24 protein-coding genes are annotated in these 25,240 nt (G+C 67.7%); 6 read left to right on the top strand and 18 right to left on the bottom strand.

Translation table 11 applies throughout. From position 1 onward, the window contains the following. Nucleotides 1–42: 42 nt before the first annotated feature. The 13 genes from dxs to ROA7023_RS05370 form a co-directional block, all read right to left on the bottom strand. Complete coding sequence (gene dxs, locus ROA7023_RS05430) at nucleotides 43–1,965, bottom strand: 1-deoxy-D-xylulose-5-phosphate synthase (protein WP_085878003.1); 1,923 nt, start codon at nucleotides 1,963–1,965, stop codon at nucleotides 43–45. A gap of 194 nt (nucleotides 1,966–2,159) precedes the next feature. Then, on the bottom strand, nucleotides 2,160–2,390 hold the full coding sequence (pufX, locus tag ROA7023_RS05425) for an RC-LH1 core complex protein PufX (protein ID WP_085878002.1): 231 nt from the start codon (nucleotides 2,388–2,390) through the stop codon (nucleotides 2,160–2,162). A gap of 12 nt (nucleotides 2,391–2,402) precedes the next feature. Further along, the gene (pufM, locus tag ROA7023_RS05420) at nucleotides 2,403–3,329 is read right to left on the bottom strand and encodes a photosynthetic reaction center subunit M (RefSeq protein ID WP_085878001.1); all 927 of its coding nucleotides are present in this window, start codon (nucleotides 3,327–3,329) and stop codon (nucleotides 2,403–2,405) included. Then, nucleotides 3,322–4,170 carry a photosynthetic reaction center subunit L gene (gene pufL, locus ROA7023_RS05415; RefSeq protein WP_085878000.1) on the bottom strand — a complete coding sequence of 283 codons (849 nt, stop codon included), beginning with the start codon at nucleotides 4,168–4,170 and terminating at the stop codon, nucleotides 3,322–3,324. Before pufL ends, pufM begins: the two co-directional genes overlap by 8 nt. 127 nt (nucleotides 4,171–4,297) lie before the next feature. Next, nucleotides 4,298–4,468 (bottom strand): light-harvesting antenna LH1, alpha subunit, encoded by a 171-nt coding sequence (pufA, locus tag ROA7023_RS05410; protein ID WP_085877999.1) that lies wholly within the window; start codon nucleotides 4,466–4,468, stop codon nucleotides 4,298–4,300. A gap of 17 nt (nucleotides 4,469–4,485) precedes the next feature. After that, entirely contained in the window at nucleotides 4,486–4,641 is a 156-nt protein-coding gene (gene pufB, locus ROA7023_RS05405; RefSeq protein WP_085877998.1) for a light-harvesting antenna LH1, beta subunit, read from the bottom strand. 149 nt (nucleotides 4,642–4,790) lie between these two features. Beyond that, nucleotides 4,791–5,018 (bottom strand): cytochrome PufQ, encoded by a 228-nt coding sequence (gene pufQ, locus ROA7023_RS05400; protein ID WP_085877997.1) that lies wholly within the window; start codon nucleotides 5,016–5,018, stop codon nucleotides 4,791–4,793. Continuing rightward, on the bottom strand, nucleotides 5,015–6,484 hold the full coding sequence (gene bchZ / locus ROA7023_RS05395; RefSeq protein WP_085877996.1) for a chlorophyllide a reductase subunit Z: 1,470 nt from the start codon (nucleotides 6,482–6,484) through the stop codon (nucleotides 5,015–5,017). Before bchZ ends, pufQ begins: the two co-directional genes overlap by 4 nt. An 88-nt stretch (nucleotides 6,485–6,572) precedes the next feature. Beyond that, on the bottom strand, nucleotides 6,573–8,144 hold the full coding sequence (gene bchY / locus ROA7023_RS05390; RefSeq protein ID WP_085877995.1) for a chlorophyllide a reductase subunit Y: 1,572 nt from the start codon (nucleotides 8,142–8,144) through the stop codon (nucleotides 6,573–6,575). After that, nucleotides 8,134–9,135, bottom strand: a complete 1,002-nt coding sequence (locus ROA7023_RS05385; protein WP_085877994.1) for a chlorophyllide a reductase iron protein subunit X — start codon at nucleotides 9,133–9,135, stop codon at nucleotides 8,134–8,136. The genes bchY and ROA7023_RS05385 overlap by 11 nt, the downstream gene beginning before the upstream one ends. Beyond that, nucleotides 9,132–10,073, bottom strand: a complete 942-nt coding sequence (gene bchC / locus ROA7023_RS05380) for a chlorophyll synthesis pathway protein BchC (protein WP_085877993.1) — start codon at nucleotides 10,071–10,073, stop codon at nucleotides 9,132–9,134. Before bchC ends, ROA7023_RS05385 begins: the two co-directional genes overlap by 4 nt. Before the next feature lie 104 nt (nucleotides 10,074–10,177). Then, nucleotides 10,178–11,185, bottom strand: a complete 1,008-nt coding sequence (locus ROA7023_RS05375; protein WP_234992043.1) for a methyltransferase — start codon at nucleotides 11,183–11,185, stop codon at nucleotides 10,178–10,180. 130 nt (nucleotides 11,186–11,315) lie between these two features. Next, the gene (locus tag ROA7023_RS05370) at nucleotides 11,316–12,188 is read right to left on the bottom strand and encodes a polyprenyl synthetase family protein (RefSeq protein ID WP_085877991.1); all 873 of its coding nucleotides are present in this window, start codon (nucleotides 12,186–12,188) and stop codon (nucleotides 11,316–11,318) included. 105 nt (nucleotides 12,189–12,293) lie between these two features. Here ROA7023_RS05370 and crtD point away from each other — a divergent pair, with 105 nt between their 5' ends. Next, complete coding sequence (crtD, locus tag ROA7023_RS05365) at nucleotides 12,294–13,931, top strand: 1-hydroxycarotenoid 3,4-desaturase CrtD (RefSeq protein WP_085877990.1); 1,638 nt, start codon at nucleotides 12,294–12,296, stop codon at nucleotides 13,929–13,931. Further along, nucleotides 13,850–14,680, top strand: a complete 831-nt coding sequence (crtC, locus tag ROA7023_RS05360) for a carotenoid 1,2-hydratase (RefSeq protein ID WP_085878156.1) — start codon at nucleotides 13,850–13,852, stop codon at nucleotides 14,678–14,680. The genes crtD and crtC overlap by 82 nt, the downstream gene beginning before the upstream one ends. A gap of 1 nt (nucleotide 14,681) precedes the next feature. Here crtC and tspO read toward each other — a convergent pair whose 3' ends face one another. From tspO to ROA7023_RS05345, 3 genes are read right to left on the bottom strand one after another with little or no spacing between them, the layout of a single operon-like run. Then, nucleotides 14,682–15,161 carry a tryptophan-rich sensory protein TspO gene (gene tspO / locus ROA7023_RS05355; protein WP_085877989.1) on the bottom strand — a complete coding sequence of 160 codons (480 nt, stop codon included), beginning with the start codon at nucleotides 15,159–15,161 and terminating at the stop codon, nucleotides 14,682–14,684. A 9-nt stretch (nucleotides 15,162–15,170) separates the two neighbouring features. Then, nucleotides 15,171–16,190, bottom strand: coding sequence for a 15-cis-phytoene synthase (gene crtB, locus ROA7023_RS05350; protein ID WP_085877988.1), 1,020 nt, complete (start codon nucleotides 16,188–16,190; stop codon nucleotides 15,171–15,173). Further along, entirely contained in the window at nucleotides 16,187–17,716 is a 1,530-nt protein-coding gene (locus tag ROA7023_RS05345; protein ID WP_085877987.1) for a phytoene desaturase, read from the bottom strand. Before ROA7023_RS05345 ends, crtB begins: the two co-directional genes overlap by 4 nt. 100 nt (nucleotides 17,717–17,816) lie before the next feature. On the opposite strand from ROA7023_RS05345, the gene crtA reads away from it, so the two are divergent. Genes crtA through bchO form a run of 4 tightly spaced genes read left to right on the top strand, consistent with a single transcriptional unit; the run spans nucleotide 17,817 to nucleotide 22,033 of the window. After that, on the top strand, nucleotides 17,817–18,524 hold the full coding sequence (gene crtA / locus ROA7023_RS05340) for a spheroidene monooxygenase (protein ID WP_085877986.1): 708 nt from the start codon (nucleotides 17,817–17,819) through the stop codon (nucleotides 18,522–18,524). After that, nucleotides 18,521–19,525: a magnesium chelatase ATPase subunit I gene (gene bchI / locus ROA7023_RS05335; protein ID WP_085877985.1), complete on the top strand. Its 1,005-nt coding sequence runs from the start codon at nucleotides 18,521–18,523 to the stop codon at nucleotides 19,523–19,525. Before crtA ends, bchI begins: the two co-directional genes overlap by 4 nt. Then, the gene (locus ROA7023_RS05330) at nucleotides 19,518–21,191 is read left to right on the top strand and encodes a magnesium chelatase subunit D (protein ID WP_234992042.1); all 1,674 of its coding nucleotides are present in this window, start codon (nucleotides 19,518–19,520) and stop codon (nucleotides 21,189–21,191) included. The genes bchI and ROA7023_RS05330 overlap by 8 nt, the downstream gene beginning before the upstream one ends. 2 nt (nucleotides 21,192–21,193) lie before the next feature. Further along, nucleotides 21,194–22,033 carry an alpha/beta fold hydrolase BchO gene (bchO, locus tag ROA7023_RS05325; RefSeq protein WP_085877984.1) on the top strand — a complete coding sequence of 280 codons (840 nt, stop codon included), beginning with the start codon at nucleotides 21,194–21,196 and terminating at the stop codon, nucleotides 22,031–22,033. A 15-nt stretch (nucleotides 22,034–22,048) separates the two neighbouring features. Here the strand turns inward: bchO and ROA7023_RS05320 are convergent, their stop codons facing one another. Both ROA7023_RS05320 and ROA7023_RS05315 read right to left on the bottom strand, forming a co-directional pair. Further along, on the bottom strand, nucleotides 22,049–22,915 hold the full coding sequence (locus ROA7023_RS05320; protein WP_085877983.1) for a ribokinase: 867 nt from the start codon (nucleotides 22,913–22,915) through the stop codon (nucleotides 22,049–22,051). A 4-nt stretch (nucleotides 22,916–22,919) separates the two neighbouring features. After that, nucleotides 22,920–25,175 carry an NADP-dependent malic enzyme gene (locus ROA7023_RS05315; protein ID WP_085877982.1) on the bottom strand — a complete coding sequence of 752 codons (2,256 nt, stop codon included), beginning with the start codon at nucleotides 25,173–25,175 and terminating at the stop codon, nucleotides 22,920–22,922. Nucleotides 25,176–25,240: the final 65 nt, after the last annotated feature.

The raw sequence follows: 25,240 nt of genomic DNA, 5'->3' as shown, positions 1-25,240 counted from the left end.
CAAGATGAAGGAGCGGACCGGGGGAGGCCCCGGCCCTTGTCGTCATTCGGCGGGGATGCCGATGCCGCCCACCTCGACCCCGGCGGCCTGGAGGGCGGTGGCGGCGATGTCGATGAAGGTCAGGCCGGCCTCGGCATACATCGCGTCTGGCGCGGCGTGGTCGATGAAGCGGTCGGGCAGCGTCATCGTGCGGATCGCGCAGCGGCCGTCGAGCTGTCCGGAATTGGCCAGATGGTGCAGGACCATCGCGCCGAAGCCGCCTTCGGAGCCCTGTTCGACCGTGATGACGGCCCGGTGGCCGCGCATCAGGCGGCGGATCAGGGACGTGTCGAGCGGCTTGGCAAAGCGGGCGTCGGCCAGCGTCACCGAGAGGCCCTGCGCCTCGATCCGGGCGGTGGCCTTGCGGCATTCGCCCAGGTGTGCGCCGAAGCACAGGATCGCGATGTCGGCGCCTTCCTGAAGGACACGGCCCTTGCCGATCTCGAGCACCTCGCCACGGTCCGGCAGGGGCACGCCTTCGCCCTCGCCACGCGGATAGCGGAAGGCGATGGGCCCGGAATCGTGCGCGGCGGCGGTGGCGACCATGTGGCGAAGCTCGGCCTCGTCGGACGCGGCCATGACGGTCATGTTCGGCAGGGCGGAGAGAAAGCCGATGTCGAAGGCGCCCGCATGGGTGGCCCCGTCGGCGCCGACCAGGCCGGCGCGGTCGATGGCGAAGCGCACGGGCAGGTTCTGCAGGGCAACATCGTGGACCACCTGGTCGTAGCCGCGTTGCAGGAAGGTCGAGTAGATCGCCGCGAAGGGGCGCAATCCGCTGGCCGCCATCCCGGCGGCGAAGGTCACGCCGTGCTGTTCCGCGATGCCCACGTCGAAGACCCGGCTGGGGAAGCGTTTGCCCAGGATGTCGACGCCGGTGCCCTCGGGCATGGCCGCCGTCACCGCGACGATGCGGGGATCGCGCGACGCGAGATCGGCCAGCGTCTCGCCGAAGACCTTGGTGTAGCTGGGGGCGTTGGGGCGGCTCTTGGCCTGTTCCCCGGTCGAGACCTCGAACTTGCCCACGCCGTGATAGCGGTGGGCGGAGGATTCGGCGGGCGCGTAGCCCTTGCCCTTGACGGTGCAGACATGGATCAGCACCGGCCCGGTGGCCCGGGCGCGGGCGGCGCGCAGGACCGGCAGAAGCTGGGACATGTCGTGACCGTCGACCGGACCGACGTAGGAGAAGCCGAGCTCTTCGAACAGCGTGCCCTGGCCGCCCGGCAGGCCGGTCACCAGCTGGCGGGCGCGGCGGGCGTGGTCGCGGATCGGGCCCGGGAGGGCGGCCTCGAAGCCTTCGGCCATCTTCTGGGCCATGCCCAGCGGCGAGGCATAGAGCGACGAGAGGTACGAGGACATCGCCCCGGTGGGCGGCGCGATCGACATCTCGTTGTCGTTGAGGATCACGAACATCCGGCGCTTTTCATGGCCCGCGTTGTTGAGCGCCTCGTAGGCCATGCCGGCGCTGATGGAGCCGTCGCCGATCACCGCGATCGCGTCGCCGGTATCCATGCCCAGCTCTCGCCCCATGGTGAAGCCCAGCGCGGCGGAGATCGAGGTGGAGGAATGGGCGGCGCCGAACGGGTCATAGGCGCTTTCGCTGCGTTTGGTGAAGCCCGAGAGCCCGCCCTCCTGGCGCAGGGTGCGGATGCGGTCGCGGCGCTCGGTCAGCACCTTGTGGGGATAGCATTGGTGGCCGACGTCCCAGATCAGCTTGTCATGGGGCGTGTCGAACACCGCATGCAGCGCGACCGTCAGTTCGACCACGCCGAGCGAAGAGCCGAGGTGACCGCCGGTCTCGGACACGGCCGAGATGACCTCGGACCGGACGTCGCGCGCCAGATCGGCAAGCGCGGCGTCGGACAGGCGGCGTAGATCGGCCGGGCTGTTGACGAGGTCGAGGGTCGGGGTGTGGGGCCGGTCAGTCATGGCATCCTCCCTTTGAATGAAAAAGCGCCGCAAGGGTTTGCCCCCTTGCGGCGCCAGTTTCCTGTAGCCAACAGGAAGGGAACTGGAGCCCCCCGTGGGAAAGACGGGAAACCCCGTAGTGACGAACCACTGCCGGGGCGGCGGTCCGACGGCGAAGGGCGCGAGCGAAGTTTCCCCCGCGCCCTGTCCCGGTGTCAGGCGAACGGCACGTCCTCGATGACGAGGAATGACGTCGGCGTGGGATCTGGCGTGAACCGGCTGTCTTCGGGCAATTGCCGCCCGATGAAGGCGATCACGGCGATCACGAGCCAGATGGCAAGGACGAAAGCCAGGGCATAGCCCGCACCCTTGAGCATCAGGTAGGTCACGTTGGCCGAGAGTTGGCCTTTGCGACCGAGTTCGAGCATGTCGTCGTTGTTGGACATCGTTTCTCTCCCTTACTGCGGTGCGTAGCCGTGGACCTGGGCCCAGACGTACCAGTTGTCGACAACCGTGCCGGTGAGCAGGATCCCGATGCCGCCCGTGAGCGTGGTCAGGACCGCGAACCACCAGGCCCAGCGGTGGATGCCTTCCATCGTGGCGTTGAAGCCCATGGTCCACCTCCAGAAGAGCGCGGCGCGCTCGGAGGCGGTTCCACGGTCCACGATCTGTTCGATCTCGCGCTCGCCGCCGAAGCGGCTGACGGCGAGGATCGTCGCCCCGTGCATCGCGAACAGGAGGGCCGACCCGTAGAGGAAGGCGATCGAGAGCGCGTGGAACGGATTGTAGAACAGGTTGCCGTAGGTGATGGAGAACAGGTTGGTCCAGTCGAGGTGGCTGAAGATGCCGTAGGGAACCGCTTCGGACCAGCTGCCCATGAGGATCGGGCGGAACAGCCCGAGCACCATGACCAGCCAGATGGCCGAGGCGAAAGCCCATGCGACGTGCTTGCCCATCTTCAGGTCCGCGGCCCGCTGGTAGGTTCGCACCCACCAGGTGACGATCGCGATCAGGAAGAAGAACGAAGCGATCAGCCAGCCCAGCCCCTCCCCCAGCGGCGGGATGCCGAGCCCGTATTCCGCCGGCGGCGGATCAAGCGAGAACCAGAACAGGTCGCGCATGAACACGCCGGGGTGGAAGCCGGCCTGGGACCAGTACGACAAGCCGATGATGAAGAACCACATCGTGCCGGTCGCGAGGCTGATGACACCCCAGGGGCCGAGGTAGATCGGGCCGAGCTGGGCGTTGCCGAAGAGGCCGAAGAGGCGTGAGATGCCAGGCTTGCCGTAGCGTCCGGCGTTCAGGTCCATCCCGGTGTCGTCGACCCCCATTTCTGGGGGTCCAGCGACCTGAACCTGGGTGAAGATGTTCTGATACTCAGCCATTGACGCCTCCTTCGAGATTTACCCACCAGGGCAGATCGACGTACCAGTACCACCAGTCGACCCAGAGCCCGAACCAGACGGTCCCGGAGATCACGATGCAGATCGCGCTCCAGAGGCCGGCGTTCAGCGCCAGGAAGAGACCGAGGCGGTGGATGCCGAGAGGCCCGATGGAATAGCCGATCAGATCGCGGAAGTAGGTATCCTCGTGATCGGGGGTCTTGATCTTCTCGCCCTTCTCCGGGTTCACGGCCGACAGGACCAGGGACCCATGGAGCGCGAGCGCAAAGCACGTCGTGAAGAAGAACGTGATCGCGATCATGTGGGCGGGATTGTAGTGGAAGTTGCCGTAGGCGTAGCCAACGTTGTTCACCCAGTCGAGGTGGCTGAAGATACCATAGGGGAAACCGTGTCCCCAGGCGCCCAGCAACACCGGCCGGATGACGACAAGCGTCACATAGGCGAGGATCGCGACACCGAAGGCGAACGGGACATGGTAACCGATCCCGAGCTTCCGGCAGATTTCCACCTCGCGCATCATCCAACTGACGAAGGCGCCGATGGCGCAGATCGTGACGATCTGCCAGATCCCGCCTTCGGCCAGCGGGGCAGCCCCCAGCCCGACATCGAGCGAGGGCGGGTCGATAGAGATCAGCCAGGGGTTCCACACCCCTTCCATGGCTGCTCCGTAGAATATCAGGGCAGTGCCGAGGGCAGCGAAAAAGAATGTCGTCACTCCGAAGAAGCCCACATAGAAGGGGCCAACCCAGAAGTCGAACAGATCTCCGCCGACCAACGTCCCACCCTGGACGCGGTACTTTCTTTCGAAGCTGAGCTGAGCCATCTTCAAACTCCTTGCAGGGCACGGGCAGCCTTGCGAAGGGCCGACGGGTGCCGCGGATCTTGGTTCGGGTTGCCGTGGGCAGAGGCGAAGACCTCCGCCCACGGGCTATGATGCCAAACGGCCGAAGTTACTCGGCTGCGGCCATCTCGGGCGAGAACGCCAGAGTGAGCCAGTTCGTTTGGGGATTGCTGAGCAGCACGAGGTGAATCATCACCGCCAGCAAAAAGAGGAACACGCCCTGAGCCACGAAAACGCGGCGGGGATCCCAGATCATCCAGATCTTGTAGAACTGTGACATTTTTCAGTTCCTCTCTCTTACCACGAGAACCAGGGCAGTTTGATGTACGTCAGGATATGAGCGATGACGGCGACGATCGCAAAGATCGAAAACCCGCTCATATACACCGAGTGCAGCTCCTGCGCCTGCTCGTCAGTCAGACCTGTGAAGGACAGGTCAGTATTGTCAGCCATGGTATTTCCTCCGGAAATAAGTACTGACACCGCGCGACCCCCGCGGCCGGGTTACGACAGGGGCTCATCCCCTGCCCTGGTTCCGCCACCCCTGAGGGATGGCAGATCTTGATCGGGACGCCGCGCAGGCTATCCCGAGCAAACTGGTGTCACGCGCTGAAGATGTGCGGCGTGATGATCCGTGCCTGCGACCAGGCCCGCTTGATCGGGCCCTTCTCGGGCAGGTGTCCGTGGCGCAGCGCCGTCAATGCCCAGGTCAGCAGGGCAAGCGGCAGCGTGGCCAGAAAGATCACGGCGAAATAGGCGTAATATTCGCGGCGGGGCGCGTTGGTGCTCCGCTGTCGGACGACCGGTGCGTCGGTTGTGAAGTCCGTCATCTTGAGGAGCCTCCCTTGCTCGTTTCGAGTGCTTGGACGGTCTGAAGGACCACCCTCTCCGCGCCCTGGTCGAGGGCGGCCTGCTCGGCAGCGTCCCTCAATGTCTTGGCGGCGGAAATACGTGTCAGGATCGGATGGCTGGATACGATCTCGTCCAGCTTCGCCTGCGCATCGGCATCCCAGGGGAAATCGCGGCGCAGGGGGGTGAGCGTGGCGTCGCCCCCCGCATCCATGACAGAGCCCAGGGGCAGGATGTGGAACAGCGCATCGAACAGCCCGTTGCACACTTCCTGCAGAACATACGTCGCCCCGGCATAGCCCATGAACGGCGTGCCCGTGTGCCGCCGGATGGCGGCGCCCGGAAAGCTCGCCGGGATGAACGCGGGCGCGGGTCCGTGCCCGGCCTTGAGTTCGGCGAGATACATCTTCTCGTTGATCGAGCCCATGACGATCAGCGGGCGCTTTTCGCCCATCAGGGCGCGCACTTCCTCGTTGTTCGTCTTGGCGCCGCGACAGCGCGCGACGGCAAAGGCACAGGGGAACCCGAGGTCGTTCTCAAGGTAGTTCCGGATGCCCCGGGCATAGGTCTCGTTGGCGACGATGGCGAAGGACGCCGTCGCATAGAAATCCTGGGTGACAGAGCGCCAGAGATCCCAGACCGGCTTCAGCGTCGAATGCTTCTCGCGCTCGATGAAGGGCTCGGGGTCGAGGCCCGTCAGCTCACCCAGCTTGCGCAGGAACTTCGTGGTGCTGTCGAGGCCGAACGGCGCCTGCAGGTAGGGCTTGCCCAGAACCTCGCAGAGACCCCGGCCGAATTCGCGATACATGCTGATGTTCACATCCGCATTCACCAGGTTGCGCATCTCGGCCAGATGGGCGCCCAGCGGCATGACCATGTTGACCTCGGCGCCGATCCCCTCGACCAGGCGACGGATCTCGGCCAGGTCGGACGGCATGTTGAACGTGCCATACATCGGACCGAGGATGTTGACGCGGGGCGCCGCGCCCTCGTCGCGCTTCTTCTCGGGCGGCATCCGGCCCTTGGTCATGCCGAACTCGGTAAAGATCCAGGTCATCGCGCGATCCGCGCTCTCCCACTGGTCCTCATCGATGGTCCGCGGCAGGAACCTCTGGATGTTCGTGCCCATGGGCGTCACGCCGCCACCGATCATCTCGGCGATAGAGCCTGTGACGACCACCGCGGGCAGCGCCGGATCGAGCGTGTTCCACGCCCGCTTCATCGCCCCTTCGGTCCCGTCCCGGCCCAGCTCGTCCTCGCCCAGCCCGGTCACCACGATGGGCAATTCGTGCGGCGGAAGGCCGTCGGTGTAATGCAGCACGGATGTGACCGGCAGGTTCTCGCAGCCCACGGGGCCGTCGATCACCACCTGCAATCCCTTGACGGCACAGAATGCATAGATCGCGCCCCAGTATCCGCCCGCGCGGTCGTGGTCCTGAACTAGCATGGGAAAACCCTCCCCAGCTTCATCTTGGCCGGAAAACTCCGGGGTCCGGGGCAGCGCCCCGGGCGGCTCAACATGGCGGAACCCACGATCATATCATCTGCTCCGCAGCCTTGGCGCGCGCCTGCTTGTCCAGCTTCTTCTGGTGCTGGGCCCGGAAATCGGGGCGCAGGTTCGGCGACCCTTCCCAGACACCGGCGGTATCGCCATGGCCCACGCCGTCGAAGAACGCCTTCATGCTGTCCATCCGGGCCTTGCCCGCGATGGCAGCGTTGACGACCTCCGCCAGGGACCCTGCCCCGGCCGGCCCCATCAGCGGCCGCGCCGAAATCAGGTTGGTGAAATACAGCCCCGGAAGCGCCATCTCCTTGGCCTTCTGCACCACCGGCGTCGTGCCGATCGCCAGGTCGGGCCGGAAATTCTCCATCGCCGCGAGGTCATCCTCCAGCGAGGCGCGATACTTCACCGTCACGCCCTTCGCGGCGAGCCATTCGGCATCGGCCGCGGACCAGGGCGTCTTTGGGCAGGCGGTGCCCACGTAAGGCACATCCGCGCCGCTCTCGATCAGCAGCCGTGCGACCAGCAATTCAGAGCCCTCGTAGCCCGACAGCGTGATCCGCCCGTTGATCGGCTTGGCGGCAAGTGCGGCCTTGATCGCGGGCAGGAACGCATTCTGCGCGGCGCCGACGACATCGGCGGATAGCCCGAAGGCCTCGCCGATCGCGGCCAGCCAGTCGGCCGTGCCGTCATGGCCCACCGGGGCGGACCCGATGATCGGCCGGCCCGCCGTCTGAAATTCCCTCACAGAGGCGGTATAGAACGGATGGATCGCAGCCACCGCCCCGCAATCGAGCGCGGCATAAAGCTCGCGCCACTCGCGGGTCGGAACAACCGGACCGGCGGCAAGGCCCAGCGGGGCCAGCATCGCGCCGATCATCATCGGATCCGCCGGAAACATCTCGCCCAGCAGGGTCACGGTCGGGCGGTCGTCGGTCTTCGAGACAGGGCGCGGCACCGGGCCGGCCATCGCCTCTTCGCGGGCATATTTCAGCATCGCTCCGGCGAGCACGTCCTTCGCCTCGGCATGGGTCGGAATGCCGAACCCCGGCACGTCGATGCCGATGATCCGCACCCCGTTGATCTCGTCGGGCAACAGCCGCAGCGGCACGCCCGAGGCCGTCGGCACGCAGAGGTTCGTCACCACCACCGCGTCATAGCGGTCGGGATCGGCCAGGTCGTGCACCGCCTCGCGGATGTCCTCGAACAGCTTGCCGGTCACCAGCGTCTCGGAATTGAACGGCACGTAGCCGACCGACCGGCGCGCCCCGTAGAAATGCGACACGAAGGTCAGCCCGTAGACGCAACAGGCAGAGCCGGACAGCACCGTCGCCACCCGCTTCATCCGCAGACCCACGCGGAGCGATCCGAACGCCGGGCACATGGATTGCGGCTTGTCATGCGGGCCCGTTGGGTAATCCGCGCGCAGCTTGGCCATCAGGTCGGGCGCGGCCATGTCGGCGGCCTTTTCCATCTCGGACCCGGAATGACAGCCAAGACCGTCCTCAGGCGCGACGGGAGCGGCGGCCTCGGCCGGCGCCTCGCTGCGGATCACGGCGACCTCGCCGCTGTCGTCATAGCCGACTTCGAACCCTTCACGCGTCATCGTAGATGACCTCGAGCGAAACCTTGGCCTCGGCATTGGAGCCGCGCATGTCCTCGTCGGTGGCGGGCACCAGGGTATAGCCCGCCCCGGTCTCGGACCCGTCGAACAGCGCCAGAAGCTCGTCCTGTTTCAGCGCGGTGGGCCGCTGCGGCGCAGCCTCGCCCACGTTCATCCCCAGCTCGGCAAAGAGCGCCCCCCAGGGCGAGGCCCCGGTGCCGACGATCTGGTAGTTCGCCGATTTCTTGCGCAAATCGTCGTCCTGCGGGATCGAGGCGAGGATCGGGATGCCGACCGCCTCGGCAAAGGCCTGTGCCTCGCCCGAATGGTCGTCCTTGTTCACTACCAGGCCCGCGACCCCGACATTGCCGCCCAGCTTGCGGAAATATTCCACCGCCGAGCAGACGTTGTTGGCGACGTAGAGCGACTGCAGGTCGTTGGACGCGACCAAGATCACCTTCTGCGCCATGTCCCGTGCGATCGGCAGGCCGAACCCGCCGCAGACCACGTCGCCCAGGAAATCGAGCAGGACGTAGTCGAAGTCCCAGTCGTGAAAGCCCAGCTTCTCCAGCAACTCGAAGCCGTGGATGATGCCACGCCCGCCGCAACCGCGGCCAACCTCCGGCCCGCCCAGCTCCATGGCAAAGACACCGCCCCTCTTGAAGCAGACATCGCCGATCTTCACCTCTTCGCCCGCAAGCTTCTTCTTGCTCGAGGTCTCGATGATCGTCGGGCACGCCTTGCCGCCGAACAGCAGGGAGGTCGTATCGGATTTCGGGTCGCAGCCGATCAGCAGCACGCGCTTGCCCTGCTCGGCCATCATGTGGCTGAGGTTGGCCAGCGTGAACGACTTGCCGATGCCGCCCTTGCCGTAGATCGCGATGATCTGGGTCTTCGACGTGGGCTCGCCCTGCGGGACCTCCAGAGAGGCCTCGTTCGCCTCGTCCTTGAGCCGCGCGTCGTAGTCCTTCAGGTTGGGGACTTCGTCTTTCATGCTGCACCTTTCCAATCGAGTATCATTTTGAGACAGCCCGCATCCGAGAAGGCCGTGCGATACGCATCGGCGGCATCTTCGGGCCGGCTGTGGTGTGTGATGAGACCGCCCAGCGACAGTGCGCCGCTTTCGACCAGGGCCCGCGTCGCGGTCAGGTCGTCGGGGGTCCATTCGGCGGCGATCCGCAGCCGCGCCTCCTTCATGAAGGCGGGCGGGAATGCAAAGGACAGTGGCTCGGAATAGAACCCGGCCAGCACGACCTCGCCACCCCGGGCAATGCGCCCGATCCAATCGTTGAGCAGATCGCCCCGCCCGGAAGCGTCGTAGATCGCGGCATAGTCGCGGCGCGAATCGTCGTCGGGGCTGATCACGTCATACCCCACGGCCCCGGTCATCCGGTCGGGGTTCACTTCCCACACCGTGGGCGCGGGCGCCCCGGCGGCAATCGTCAGGCGGGCCAGCAGGCGCCCGAGGACACCGTGACCGATGATCAGCTCCGGAACCGCCCTGTCAGGGCCGGCCATGGCATGGCGCGCTGTCGCGGCCAGGGCAAGCAACGCGCCTTCGGCCTGCAGCCCGGCGTCGATTCGCACCGCCCGGGTCGCCTTGCTGACCAGCGTCCCGGCCGCGCCGCCGAACAGGCCATGGGCCCCTTCAAAGCAATTCGCACCCGGAACGAAGACGCGCTGGCCGACACGAAAGCCGGTATCGGCCCCGGCCTCGACGACTTCGCCGGCGGCCTCGTACCCCGGAACAAGCGGATAACCCATGCCCGGAAACGGCGGCATCTTCCCGGACCAGAAGAGTTTTTCAGTCCCGGTCGAGATTCCCGAATGGCTGATCTCGACCACGATGTCCGAAGCTTCGGGCGATACGAGATCCAGCTGTCCCAGGCCAAGCGTTTCGGGCGCTTCGAGAATGACGGCGCTTGTGTGCATGACGTGGTTCCCCCCTGTCCCGTTCGGCCCGTTCGGACCCTTGCTGTTCGGTGTCAGTTTAAGCTGACAGTCTTATATGTCAATGTGTCGCAACACATCTGGTGTCAACTTTTCCTGACACCGGTGACGACGCTGGTGACAAAAGGCCGCCGGCTCCGTCCCTTGCCGTCGGTCTGAAACCCCGCCTCGCGCATCAGCGCGCCGATCTCTCGGGCGCGGCGCACCCGACCGGTGCGCATGGCCATACAATACAGGGCGAAATAGGCGTCTCCGGCGCGGGACCCGGACATCGGTTCGCTCACGATCAGCCGCCCGCCGGCCGGCAGCGCGGCATGGGCGGCGGCCAGCAGGGCCCGCACGGTCGTGTCGTCATGGTCATAGAGGACACGCACCAGAGAAATCGTATCGGCCCCGCACGGCAGCGGATCGTCACGGAACGAGCCGGACCGAATCTCCGCCCGGGGTCCGAGCCGAGTCGCCGCTTCGGGCGCCACGGCCGGAAGATCGAACAAGGTGAGTCGCAGCGCCGGGTGGCGCGCGGCCACCGCCGCCAGAAAGGCCCCTGTCCCGCCGCCCACATCCATCAGGTGACGCGCATTCGACAGGTTGGCCAGCGCCAGCGTGTCCTCCGCCACCAGCAACTGGCTGTCCGCCATCAACCGGGAATAGGCCGCGGCCTGCCCGGGATCCGACGCCGCGCCGGCACCGAAGACATAGGGCCAGAACCCGGCCAGCTCCGTCTCCACCTCGTCACGGAAGAACGCCGCGGGGTCCGACAGATCGCGATACAGGATCCGGTGATGGGCGATCATGCCCGGCAATCCGGGCACCGCTGCCAACGCCGCGCCCCGCGCCGTCAGGCGCACCCGGCCAAACCGCTCCGACAACAGACCCAGAGCCGCGCCGGCCCGGACCAGCACCGCCATCCGCACCTCGGGAACCGACGTCTCCGCGGCAAGCGCCGCCAGCGGAACGGGGCCGCGCTCCAACCGCGCAAACACGCCGAGGTCGACCAGCCCCATCAAGATCTGCGCGTGGCAGAACCCGGCGACCAGGTCGAACATCGCCTCACCCTCGCGCCGCACAAGCCGGCGCACCAGTGGTATCCGCATGGCAAGGCTCTGAAACCGCCGCGACCCGGCCAGTCTCTGAAGCCAGCCAGCCCCTTCATTGCCTTCGGAATATCCCGGGGGAGTCGCCCATGGGGCGACGGGGGCAGCGCCCCCGCCTACGTCTGTTCTGTCACTCACCGGGCACCATCTCCCGCACGGCCTCGGGCAGGATCCTGCCTGCATAGGCACGAACCATCCCGGCCAGTTCCGCCTCCCCGGGGCAGGACGGAATAGACGCGATGGCCCCCGCGAGGATGTCGTCCAGCCGCCGAACGGCCCCGTCGAGACCAAGTTCGGCGACTGCGCTGGGCCTGCCGTGCAAGTCATCCTGACCCACCGGCTTGCCCAGATCCTCGGCAGTGCAGATCGCGTCGCGCAGATCGTCGGCGACCTGAAAGGCCTCGCCGATCCGGTCGCCAAGTTCTTCCCAGGGCTCGGGATCCTGGCCCGCCGCGATCGCACCCATCTGCGTCGCCGCCATGAACAGCCCCCCCGTCTTGGCCCGGTGATAGGCCCGCAGGTCGATCTCGGCCTCGCTCTCCCAGCCCTGCCCCGCGCAGATGCCGCCCGGCATCCCGGTGCGCCGGGCCAGATGACGGGTCAGTGCCACGGCCCGGTCTGGCGCATCGGCGGCGGCCGCCGCGATCACCTCGAAGGCGAGCACGATCAGGCTGTCGCCGGCCAGCACGGCAAGCGGTTGCGAAAAGGCCTTGTGCAAGGCCGGTTTGCCCCGGCGCATCTCGGCATCGTCGAAACAGGGTAGGTCGTCATGCACGAGGCTCGCGCAATGGATCAGCTCCAGAGCGGCGGCCGCGGCATCCGACACGGCGGGCCGGTCGTCGCCGCAAGCCTGCGCGACCGACAACAGGATCGTCGGCCGAATCCGCGCCCCGCCGGGCTGCACCGCATAGTCGAGCGCGGCCGACAGCCGAGCCGGCCCCCCAGCCCGCCCGACGGCCACAGCCTGCCCTATTGCCGTCTCGATCCGGGTGGATAATGCCATGGAAGTCCCCTCATCGTCGCTCTGTAAACTCAGAACGACATGCAATGTGTCAATCAGACTGGACATATTGCGCCGTCGAGTCAACAATTCCGAAACGGAGGACGCATGACAGCGGTCAAAAAGAAGGTGGTGATCATCGGCGCCGGGATCGGCGGGCTGTCGGCTGCGCTCCGGCTGGCGCACCGGGGCCACGACGTCACCCTTCTGGAGGCCGCGGCCGGCCCGGGCGGCAAGATGCGCACCCTGCCCTCGGTCGCGGGGCCGGTCGATGCCGGCCCGACCGTCTTGACCCTGCGCCCGGTGTTCGAGGCCCTCTTCACCGAGGTGGGCAGCGCCCTGGCCGATCACGTGACCCTCGACCGGCTCGACCTGCTGGCGCGGCACTTCTGGGACGACGGCACCACGCTCGACCTCTTCTGCGACGAGGCCCGCAACGAGGCCGCCGTGGGCGAGGTCTTCGGCTCCACGGCGGCGGCGGAATTCGCGGCCTTCTCGGCCCGGGCGCGGCGCCTGTTCGCGGCCTTCGACGCCCCGATGATGCAGGCGGCGGACCCGGCGCAGACCGCGCTGGTGGCACAGGTCCTGCGGCAGCCCCGGCTGATCGCGGACATGGCGCCGCTGCGCAGCCTCGCCTCGCACCTGCGCACCCGGTTTTCAGAGCCGAAACTGGCCCAACTCTTCGCCCGCTACGCCACCTATGTCGGCGGCACGCCGGCGCGGACCCCGGCCCTGCTCTCGCTGATCTGGGAAGCCGAGGCCCAGGGGGTCTGGGCAGTGCGCGGTGGCATGGCGGCCCTTGCCCGCGCGATCGAGGCGCTCGCCCGCCAGAAAGGCGCGGTCTTTCACTACGACACCCGTGCCACGCGGATCGTCCGGCAATCGGGCCGCGCCGTCGCGGTGGAGACAGAAGACGCCCGCCACACCGCCGACGCGATCCTGTTCAACGGCGATCCCCGGGCGCTGGCCACCGGTCTGCTCGGCCCTGCGGCGGCCAATGCCGTCGGCACCGGGGGGATCGAGCCGCGCTCCCTCTCCGCCCATGTCTATGCCTTCGCCGCCGAATTTCGCGGCCCCGAGATGGCCTATCACAACGTGTTCTTCGGCCATGACCCGATTGCCGAGTTCGCGGCGCTCGAAAAGGGCGACGTGCCGGACGACGCGACGCTCTATATCTGTGCGCAGGATCGCCTGCGCGGGCCGGTGCAGGGCCCCGAGCGGGTCGAGATCATTCGCAACGCACCCCCCCTCTCGGACCGGCCCGACAGCGCGGAAAAGGAAAAAGCCCTATGTCAGACACTGATTTTCGACCGGCTCGATACTTTCGGCCTGCGTCCGGATCCGCGGCCCATGCCAGAGGCGCTGACGATCCCGCGGGAGTTCGACGCGCTCTTTCCGGCCAGCCAAGGATCCCTCTACGGCCGATCCCCGCAGGGTCTGACGGCGGGTCTGAAACGGCCCAGGGCGCGGACGCCGCTTCCGGGCCTCTACCTGTGCGGGGGCGGGGCGCACCCGGGGGCGGGGGTGCCGATGGCGGCGCTCTCCGGCAAGCACGCGGCCGAGGCGATCAGGACAGACCTTGGTTCCACCTTGACGTCCCCGGCGACGGATATGCCTGGTGGTATGTCGACGGACTCTCGGACGACGGACAGCGCGCTGTCTCCATCATCGGGTTCATCGGATCGGTATTCTCGCCCTGGTACGCCTGGTCCGGACGGCGCGACCCCGCGAACCACGTCTGCCTGAACGTCGTCACCTACGGCCCTGGCGGACGCTTTGCGATGACCGAACGCGGACGCGCCGCGCTGCACACGACCCCTGACCGGCTGGAGATCGGGCCCTCGGCCATGAGCTGGACCGGCGACAAGCTGGTGATCGACGTCGACGAATGGGGCGGCCTGCCCAATGTCGGACGGCTGCGCGGCCAGATCGTGGTGGAGCCCGAGGCGCTGACCTCGGTCGAGCTGCCGCTGACCGAGGACGGCGCCCATGTCTGGCGGCCCTTCGCCCCGGTCTCGCGCATCAAGGTCGATCTGGAGGGGCGCGGCCAGCAATGGAGCGGCCACGGCTATTTCGATTCGAACTTCGGCACCCGCGCGCTGGAGGCGGATTTCAGCTATTGGACCTGGGGACGCTTTCCGGCGAAGGACGGCGCGACCTGTGTCTACGACGCCGACCGACGCGATGGCACCCGGCTGGGCGCGGCGTTCCGCTTCGGCGCGGACGGCTCGGCCGCCACCATAGAGGCGCCGCCGCGCGTGCGGTTCCGCCGTTCGCTCTGGGCCGTGCGGCGCGAGACGCGGGCGGATGCGGGCTTCACGCCGAAACAGGCTCTGAACATGCTGGATGCGCCGTTCTATTCCCGCTCGGCGGTCACGACGCGACTGTTTGGCGAAGAGGTTACCGGGGTCCACGAGGCGCTGGATCTGAACCGCTTCCGGTCGCCACTGCTAAAGCCGATGCTGGCGGTGCGGGTCCCGCGCCGGCGCAAGTAGGCTAAAGCTTGGCCGGTTCCAGCGGTGCCTGGTCGGGGTTCAGCCGCCACATGGCAACGTTGAGCCCCGCGGCGATCGTCACCCAGACAAGGTAGGGCGCGAGGGCCAGGCCCGCGATCCAGTCAAGCTGCCAATGGGTGATCGTGGTGCCCGCGACCGCCAGCCAGAGCGCGGCCATGATCGGCAACGATCCCTTGAGCCGCCGCAGCCCGAAGAACACAGGCGTCCAGACCGCGTTCAGCGCGATCTGCACGGCCCAGAAGGCGACGGCGTATTCGCTGCCCTCCATCGGGGCGACGCGGGCGGCTGCGAAGGCCATCAGGAAGTATAGCGATGTCCAGACCACGGGAAACGCCCAGTTCGGCGGCACCCAGGAGGGTTTGCGCAGGGCAGTATACCACGGGTCCGTCGGAAACAGGGCTCCGGTCACGCCAGCACTGAAGCAGGCGGCGAGAAACAAGAAGAAGAGAACCCAATCCATCGGCTTTACTTAGGCGCCGATGCTCCGAGTTCCAGAGGCATCGTGAGAATTAAGATCCGCGATCACCGAAAGCAACGCGGCCGCGCGGTGCGGGACACGGTCCGCGCGGCGCGTGGCCTCGACCAGAAAGGCGGTCTCTGCCAGGGGCGGCGCATGAAGAACGGCCTGTTTCGGCAGCACGGAGGAGGTGACGCTGCGGACACCGGCGCGCCCCATGAGCCAGGCTTTCTGCAAGGTGCCGGTGTGGGCCCGGTGCGAGACGGAATCGCAGCCGGCGCGGCGCACCTCGGTGCCGATCGCACCATAGATCAGCCGGGCGGACCAGATCCCCGTCCGCGCGTCCAGCGGCAGCGCGGCGATCCCGGGCTCCGACCGGATATAGAGGCGCCGCGCCTCGGACAGCAGGCGCGAGACCATGCGGCGCACCTCGTCCAGGGGCAAAGGCTCGCGCAGGAAGCATTCGGGGTCGAGCCGCGCCTCGGCGAACCAGTCGGTCGGCAGGTAGAGCCGCCCGGCGCGGGCATCCTCGCCCACGTCGCGGGCGATGTTCGTCAGCTGCATCGCCACGCCAAGGTCGCAGGCGCGGGCCAGCGCATCGGCGTCGCGCACCCGCATCAACACGCACATCATCGCCCCCACGGCCGAGGCGACCCGAGCGGAATAGTCCCTGACCTGGCTCAACGTGGCATAGCGGTCGCCGCGCGCGTCCCAGGCCAGACCCTCCAGAAGGGCGTCGGGCAGGGCGCGGGGCATCTCGAAATCCTCGACGATCGCGGCAAAGGCCCGGTCCGCGGGAGCGTTGCGGGGACGGCCGGCATAGGCGAGGTCCAGACGCTCGTGCAGGCTGAGCACGGCGCCGACCTTCTCGCTGCCCTCGTCGACCAGATCGTCCGCCAGCCGGCAGAAGGCGTATAGCGCGAGCGCCGGGTCGCGGACCCGCGCGGGCAGAACCCGCGAGGCGGCGTAGAACGACAGGGACCCGGTCCGGATCGCGTTGCGGCAGTGCTCAAGGTCTGTTTCAGCGATCATTCGGCTGCCATCCTGTTGTCTTTGGTAGCGATTGGCGGGACCATCCCGGCCAGAACCTCGGCCGAGGCGATGACGCCCGGCAGGCCGGCGCCCGGATGGGTGCCCGCGCCGGCGAGGAACAGGCCCTTGGCCTCTTCGCTGACATTGTGGGGGCGGAACCAGGCGGATTGCAGGATCCGCGGCTCGATCGAGAATCCGCAGCCGTGAGGAGAAAGATAGCGGCTCTCGAAATCCGACGGGGTGAGGATGTGACTCGCGGTGAGGTGCTGCTCGAACCCCGGCATGTGCTGGTCCAGGACGCGGGCGACCTGCTGGCGATAGGTCTCGTGCATCTCGTCCCAGTTCACGGCATTGTCCCAGCCCAGATGCGGCACCGGCGACAGGGCGTAGAACGTGTCACCCCCTTCGGGCGCCGCCCCCGGTTCGGTGACCGTGGGGCGATGCAGATAAAGGCTCATGTCCTGCGAAAGCTTGCCGCGCAGGAAGATGTCGGACAGCAGCCCCTCGTAGCGCGGGCCGTTGATGATGGTGTGGTGGCCGACGTCCAGCCATTTGTCGCGCGTGCCTTCGGTGCCGAAATACCAGACGAACAGGCCCATGGACCAGCGGCTGCGGTCCAGCTTGCGATCGGTCCAGCGCCGTTTCGCATGGTTGCGCAGCAGGCGGGAATAGGTGTGCCCGGCGTCGGCATTGCTGACGACAAGCGGCGCCGCCAGTGTCTCGCCATCGGCAAGGCGGACCCCCTTGGCGTGGCTCTGTTCCACCAGGATCTCGTCGACTTCGACCCCAAGGTGCACGCGGCCGCCCTGCCCTTCGATCACGCGGACCATGGCATCGGCAATCGCCTGGACCCCGCCGATGGCGTAATGCACGCCGAACTCTTTTTCGAGGTGGCTGACCAGCGCATAGATCGAGGTCACGTGCATCGGGTCGCCGCCGATGAACAGCGGATGAAAGCTGAGCGCCATGCGCAGGCGTTCGTCCTTCACGCAGGACCGCGCGTGCGCGAGGATCGACCTGTCGGCCCGCAGCCGCGCGAAGGCGGGCAGGACCTTCACGGTCTCGATCAGCTTGTGCATCGAAATGCGGCCCAGACGCTCGAACCCGACTTCATAGCGGTCTTTCGAGCCCTTGAGGAACTTCTTGTAGCCCTTCACATCGCCCGGCGACAGCCGTGCCACCTCTGCCAGCATCCGGTCGGTATCGCCACAGGCGGTAAAGCGGGATCCGTCCGGCCAGCGGATTTCGTAGAACGGATCGAGCGGGCGCAGGTCCACGTCCTTGTGGAAATCCCGTCCGCAGGCCCGCCACAGATCCTCCAGCAGCTCGGGGAATGTCACGATGGTCGGGCCAAGGTCGAAACGATGCCCGTCCCTGGTGATGGAGGAGCCGCGCCCGCCGGCGCGATCGAGCTTGTCCAGAACGGTCACCTGGTAGCCCTTGGCGCCGAGGCGCATGGCCGAAGCCAGGCCGCCAAGACCGGCGCCAATCACGATGGCATCTGAATCGGGGAAATGTGTCAACATGGGTGGACAGTAGGCCCGAAGTGTCAACCTGACAATACTCCCTTTGCAAGGCGCGGCCATTCTGTCAGAATTAGTTGACACATTGCGCGAGTCCCCATCCATGCAGCCCTGCGTGACCCTCAGCCTGTTTCGATTTGACCGGATCCGCGACCGGGCGTGGGTGTTCACCCAGATGGGCCTGGCGCGGCGGGCCATGGCGCGGACACCGGGTATCGGCTTCTGGAAGCTGGTCGGCTCGGGCGTGGGCGAAGGCTTCACGCCGCTGCCCAACACCGCCGTCTGGGGCATCCTCGCCACTTGGCCGGACCGCGAGACCGCCGAGGAACAGACCCGCGACGCGCCGGTCTTTGCCCGCTGGCGGGCGCGCGCCTCCGAGGACTGGACGGCGTATCTTTCGACCATGTCGGTGCGCGGCCACTGGTCCGGCGTGACCCCCTTTGCCGAGGCCAGCCCCACCGGCACCGGCCCCATCGCCGCGCTGACCCGGGCGACGATTCGGCCGCGCACCGCGCTGCGTTTCTGGGCGCGGACCCCGGGGATCAGCAAGGTGATCGGCGCCGACCCCGAGGTCATGTTCAAGATCGGCGTGGGCGAGGTCCCCTGGTTCCAGCAGGTCACCTTCTCGATCTGGCCCGACGCCGAGGCGATGGCCCGCTTTGCCCGCCGCGGACCCCATGCCGACGCGATCCGCGCCGTGCGCGACGGCAACTGGTTTCGCGAAGAATTATACGCCCGGTTCCGGGTCGTCGGCGATGCCGGCACCTGGGGCGGGGTCTCTCCCCTCACGGAAAAGAAGGAGGCCGCATGAAAGCGCCTTTCCCCTTCTCGGCCATCGTTGGCCAGGACGACATGAAACTGTCCCTGATCCTGACGGCGATCGACCCGTCCATCGGCGGCGTCCTGGTCTTCGGCGATCGCGGCACCGGCAAATCCACTGCCGTGCGTGCGCTCGCCGCCCTGCTGCCGCCGATCCTGCGGGTCGAGGGCTGCCCGGTGAACGCCGAGCGGCCGGAGGACGTGCCCGATTGGGCCGTGTTAGAGACGAAAACCGTCAGCGAAGCCCCCACGCCGGTGGTCGATTTGCCACTCGGGGTGACCGAAGACCGGGTGACCGGCGCGTTGGATATCGAGGCGGCCCTGACCCGGGGTGAAAAGGCGTTTCAGCCCGGTCTGCTGGCCAAGGCGAACCGAGGCTATCTCTATATCGACGAGGTCAACCTGCTGGAGGATCACATCGTCGACCTGCTGCTTGACGTGGCCCAGTCCGGCGAGAACGTCGTGGAGCGCGAGGGCCTCTCGATCCGCCACGCCGCGCGGTTCGTTCTGGTCGGCTCGGGCAACCCCGAAGAAGGCGAACTGCGGCCGCAGCTTCTGGACCGGTTCGGCCTGTCGGTCGAAGTCGGCTCTCCGCCCGATATCGAAAGCCGGGTCGAAGTGCTCAAGCGGCGCGACGCCTATGACCGGGACCATGCCGCCTTCATGCTGCGATGGCAGGCCGAGGACGCCGCGATCCGCGAGCGTATTCTGACCGGACGCAAGGCGCTGAAGAAGCTGGACACGCCCGACGAGACCCTGACCGATGTGGCGACGCTCTGCGTGGCGCTCGGGGCCGACGGGCTGCGCGGTGAGTTGACGTTGCTGAAGGCCGCGCGGGCCTATGCCGCCTGGCGCGACGATACCGCGCTGACCCGGAAACACGTGCGCGACGTGGCCGCCATGGCGCTGCGCCACAGGCTGCGGCGCGATCCGCTGGACGAGGCCGGAAGCGGCACCCGGGTGGAGCGCGTCGTGGAAGAAGTCTTTGCCTGATTTCGCCTCGCCCCTGTTCCACGCGGCCCTGGCGCTGGACCTGGTCGCCATCGACCCGGGGCTGGGCGGACTTGTCCTGCGGGCGCGCTCGGGCTTCGTGCGGGACGCCGTCGTCGGGCGCCTGTCGCGCCTGCCCCTGCCCCTCACCCGGCTGCATCCGCAGGTCAGCGACGAGGCGCTTTATGGCGGGCTCGACCTGGCCGCGACCCTCGCCGCGGGCACGATCGTGCAGGAACAGGGTCTGTTGACGACCCCCTCGACACTGCTTCTGAGCATGGCCGAACGCTGCCCCCCCGGCCTCGCCGCACGGCTGGCCGGCTGCATGGACCGTGAGGCGGGACACATGCTGATCGCGCTCGACGAAGGGGCGGAGCCGGACGAGGCCTGCTCTCCCACCCTCGCCGACCGCGTGGCCTTTCGCGTGGACCTGGAGGGCGCGACCCTTGCCGAGACCCGCGCCCCGCTGGACGCCCCCGACCTGGCCGAGGCGCGGGCCCGGCTGGCGCAGACCATGGTCACGCTGGACCTGCATCGGCAGACCGCCGAACTTGCCGTCGCCTTCGGTGTCGACGGTCTGCGCGCGCCGATGTTCGCGATCCGCGCCGCCCGTGCCCATGCGGCCCTGCGCGACGCGCCCCTGGCCGCCGCCGATGTCGAGGTCGCCTGCGCGATGGTCCTGGCACACCGCGCCACCCGCATCCCCGAGCGGGACGAGGACACCGAGACCGAAAGCCCCGAGCCGCCCCCGCCCGACGACGGCGACGGCGCCGAAGAGACGCCGGACCAGGACTCGCTCGAGATCCCGCAGGAGCTTCTGCTGGAGGCTGTTTCGGCTCTGTTACCGCCTGATCTGCTCGACCAGCTTCAGGCAAGGGCCCTGCGCGGGGCCAGGGGATCGGGCGCCGGCGCGGTCCAGAAGGGCAACCGGCGCGGCCGGCCCCTGCCCTCGCGCCCCGGCCGGCCGGGCAACGGCGCCCGGGTCGACCTGGTCGGCACCCTGCGCACCGCCGCCCCCTGGCAGCGGATGCGGGCCGAGACCGCCGCGGTGCGCGACGGGCTGCACATCCGCGCCTCCGACATCCGGCTGAAACGCTACGAGGACCGCTCCGACCGGGTGCTGATCTTTGCCGTCGATGCGTCGGGCTCCGCCGCGCTCGCCCGGCTGGCCGAGGCGAAGGGGGCGATCGAGCTGCTGCTGGGCGAGGCCTATGCGCGGCGGGACTATGTCTCTCTCATCGCCTTTCGCGGCACCGCGTCCGAGGTCCTGTTGCCGCCCACCCGCTCTCTGGTCCAGACCAAGCGCCGGCTGGCGGAACTGCCGGGCGGCGGCGGCACCCCGCTTGCCGCGGGCCTGCAAACCGCCATGGCCGAAGCCGAGGCCGCCCGCCGCCGGGGCATGTCGCCGACGATCTGCGTGCTGACGGACGGGCGGGCGAATATCGCGCTGGACGGCTCTGCCGACCGCAAGCAGGCCGCCGCCGATGCCGAGAAGATCGCCCGGATCGCGCGGGCTTCGAGGATCGAGGGGCTGGTTCTGGATTGCGGAAACCGGCCGGAACGGAGCCTTGCGACGCTCGCCGACGTGATGGGTGCGCGGTATCTGGCGCTGCCCCGCGCCAATGCCGAAAGGCTCTCTGCCGCCGTCTCTGCCGCGCTTGGCGACTGACCATGCGCTGGCCGCAGGATGCGGAGACCTGGCCGCTGACCCGGTATTCGCGGCAAGTGCTGTGCCGCCCCCACCGCTGGCATGTGCAGGAGGCCGGCTCCGGTGGTACCATCCTGCTTGTTCATGGCGCCGGCGGGGCGACACAAAGCTGGCGCGGCGTCTTTCCCTTGTTGATGCAGACGCACAGGGTCGTGGCCATCGACCTTCCGGGCCAGGGGCTGTCCGCGCTGGGTGCCCGGCAACGCTGCGGGCTGGACGCGATGGCCGAGGATCTCTCGGCGCTCCTCGTGGCCGAGGATCTGCGGCCGGACGTGATCGTCGGCCATTCCGCCGGGGCGGCGATCGCCCTGCGCATGGCCCTGTCGACACCCGTGCCGGTGATCGGGATCAACCCGGCGCTGATGAACTTCGACGGGGTCGCGGGTTGGCTTTTCCCGATCATGGCCAAGGTCCTCGCGCTCAACCCGCTGTCCGCGTCGATCTTCACCGCGACCTCGTCCCGGCGGACGGTCAAGCGCCTTTTGGCCGGAACAGGGTCGATTCTCGACCCCGAGGGCGAGGCCCTCTACCATCGGCTGACCACCGACAGGGCCCATGTGGACGCGACCCTGACGATGATGTCGCAATGGTCGCTCGACGGGCTTCTGGCGCGGCTCGGGCGTATCACGTCCCCGGTCCGGTTCCTCGTGGGGCAGAACGACAGGGCGGTGCTGCCCGCCTCGGTCCGCAAGGCCGCCAGTCGGTTGCCGGATTGCGAGATCACGGAATGGGAGGGGCTGGGTCACCTCATGCACGAGGAAGCGCCAGAGCGCGTTGCCGACTGGATCCGCGCTCAGGTCTAGCGCGGTTGCGCCGGGTCAGGGTCGAAAGGCCTGCACTTCTGCAAGATCCGGGATCACGTCCGACGTGCCGTGCCGGGTGACCATGAGGGCGGCGGCCCGGGTCGCCAGACCGATCGCCTGGGCCATCGGCATGCCCCGGTCAAGCCCGGCCAGCACGTAGCCGGTGAAGGTGTCGCCCGCCCCGGTCGTATCCACCGGCGTCACCGGGATCGCGTCGAAATGGTGGGTGTCCTGCGCGGTAACCCAGTCGCACCCTTTCGACCCGAGCGTCACGATGACATGTTCTACCGGCAGTTCGGCCGGCCCCTGCCCGGTTGCCGACCGCAATTGCTCTGCCTCGACCGCGTTCAGGACAAGTAGGTCGGTCATTGGCAGCATGGCCCGGGCCGCGGCCGCCTCGAACGGCGCGGCGGCATAGGCCACCCGCAGGCCGAGGTCGCGCGCGATGCGGGCCGATTCCTCCTGCAGGTTGGTCTCGTTCTGGGTGACGAACCAGTCGCCCGTCCGCGCCTCGGACAGGGCAAGCTGCACCATGTCCAGCGGCACCTCCGCATTCGCCCCGGGCCAGAGCGTGATCGCGTTCTCGCCCTGGCTGTCGACGGTAATGATCGCGTGACCCGTGCCGTGGGCGACCTTGCCGATGAACCGCGTGTCGACACCGTATTCCGCAAGCTTCAGCAGGATCCAGCCGCCGTCCTCGCCAACGGCCCCGATGTGTTTGACCTGTGCCCCGGCGCGGGCCAGCGCGACGGACATGTTCGTGCCTTTTCCGCCGAGATAGTGCCGCTTGTCTGTCGCCGCGAGCGTCTCTCCCGCCGCCGGGATATGGGGCACGGAATAGACGATGTCCTCGTTGATGGACCCAAGGTTCCAGACAGCCATGGCGTCAGTCCAGGTTGCAGGCCGCGATCACGGCCATGTTGAGGATATCGTTCACCGTCGACACGGTCGAGCAGATCTGGATCGGCTTGTGCACACCGGCCAGGATCGGGCCGATGACCGTCGCGCCGCCCATCTCCTGCATCAGCTTGACCGAGATCGAGGCCGAGTGCCGCGCCGGCACCACCAGCACGTTCGCCGGCCCGGTCAGCCGCGAGAACGGATAGGCCTCGGCCGAGCGCGGGTTCAGCGCCACATCCACGGCCATCTCGCCCTCGTATTCGAAATCCACCCCGCGCGCGTCGAGCACCTTCGGCGCCCGGTGCATCTTTTCGGCCCGCTCCGAGACCGGATAGCCGAATGTCGAGAAGCTGACGAAGGCCACGCGCGGCTCCAGCCCCAGGGCGCGGGCCACCGAGGCGCCGCGCTCGGCGATGTCGGCCAGGTCGTTCTCGTCCGGCCATTCATGCACCAAAGTGTCGGCGATCAGCACGATCCGCCCCCGCGCGATCACGGCCGAGACGCCGACCGCCCCGTCATGGGGCCCGGCGTCGAATACGTGGTTGATCGATTCGAGGACATGGGCGGACTTGCGCGTCGCCCCCGTCACCATCCCGTCCACATGGCCATGGGCCAGCATCAGGGCCGAAAACACATGCCGATCCCGGGCGGCAAGGCGGTGGACGTCCTGCTGGTCGTGACCCTTGCGCTGCAGCCGGTGATAGAGAAACGCCTTGTAGGTCTCCAGGTATTCGGTGTTGGCGGCGTTCACCACGACAAGCTCGCGCACGGCATCGGCCAGCCCCTCGGCCTCTAGCTTGGCCTTCACATCCGCCTCGCGGCCGACGACCAACGCCCGACCGAAGCCGTTGCGCTGATAGGCGACGGCGGCGCGCAAAACGCGCGGATCGTCCCCCTCGGAGAACAGGATCGTCGCCTGCGCCGCGCGGGCCCGGTCGTTGATGCCCCGCAGAATGCTGGCGGTCGGGTCCATCCGGCCTTTCAGCGCGGTCTCGTAGGCCTCCATGTCGATGATCGGACGGCGCGCCACCCCGGTCTTCATCCCGGCCTTGGCGACGGCGGGCGGGATCCGGTGGATCAGCCGCGGGTCGAACGGCGTCGGGATGATGTAATCGCGCCCGAAGGTCAGCTTGCGACCATAGGCGACGGCCACCTCGTCGGGCACCTCCTCGCGTGCCAGCTCGGCGAGGGCGGCGGCGCAGGCGAGCTTCATCTCGTCGTTGATCGCCCGGGCGTGGATGTCGAGCGCCCCGCGGAAGAGATAGGGAAAGCCCAGCACGTTGTTGACCTGGTTGGGATAATCCGACCGGCCGGTGGCGACGATGGCATCGACGCGCACGGCATGGGCCTCTTCCGGCGTGATCTCGGGGTCGGGGTTGGCCATGGCGAAAATGACCGGGTTGTCGGCCATGCTTTCGACCATCGCGGGCGTGACCGCGCCCCGGACCGAGACCCCGAGGAAGACATCCGCGCCGTCCATCGCCTCTTCGAGGCTGCGCAGGTCGGTGGCGACGGCATGGGCCGATTTCCACTGATTCATGCCCTCGGTGCGGCCCTGGTAGATCACGCCCTTGGTGTCGCAGACGATGCAATTGTCGTGCCGCGCCCCCATGGATTTCAGCAATTCGATACAGGCGATCCCCGCCGCCCCCGCACCGTTCAGCACGATGCGCACGTCCTCGATCTTCTTGCCCGAGAGGTGCAGCGCGTTCATCAGCCCGGCCGCACAGATCACGGCGGTGCCGTGCTGGTCGTCGTGGAAGACGGGGATATCCATCTCTTCCTTCAGACGCTGCTCGATGATGAAACATTCGGGCGCCTTGATATCCTCGAGGTTGATGCCCCCGAAGGTCGGCCCCATCAGCTTGACCGCCTCGCAGAAGGCGTGCGGGTCCTCGGTCGCCAGCTCGATGTCGATGGAGTTCACGTCGGCGAACCGTTTGAACAGGACGGACTTGCCCTCCATCACCGGCTTTGACGCGAGGGCGCCGATGTTGCCGAGCCCCAGCACCGCCGTGCCGTTGGAGATCACGGCCACCAGGTTGCCCTTGTTGGTGTAATCGTAGGCCAGCTCGGGGGTCTCGTGGATATCCTCGCAGGGCACCGCCACGCCGGGGGAATAGGCCAGCGACAGGTCGCGCTGGGTCATCATCGGAACGGTGGCCTGCACCTCCCATTTGCCGGGGGTCGGTTCTCGGTGAAAAATCAGCGCGTCTTCGCGCGTGATGCGGGCCTTGGCCATTGATGTCCTCCCTGTCGCCTCCCCCCGATAGCGGTCGCGGGGGGCGGGGGCAACGATTGAGGGGT

Origin of the sequence: Roseisalinus antarcticus, assembly GCF_900172355.1 — a bacterium.
Taxonomy (GTDB): domain Bacteria; phylum Pseudomonadota; class Alphaproteobacteria; order Rhodobacterales; family Rhodobacteraceae; genus Oceanicola; species Oceanicola antarcticus_A.
Note: the sequence above shows the minus strand (reverse complement) of the source record. Positions and strands in the feature narration are given on the sequence as shown.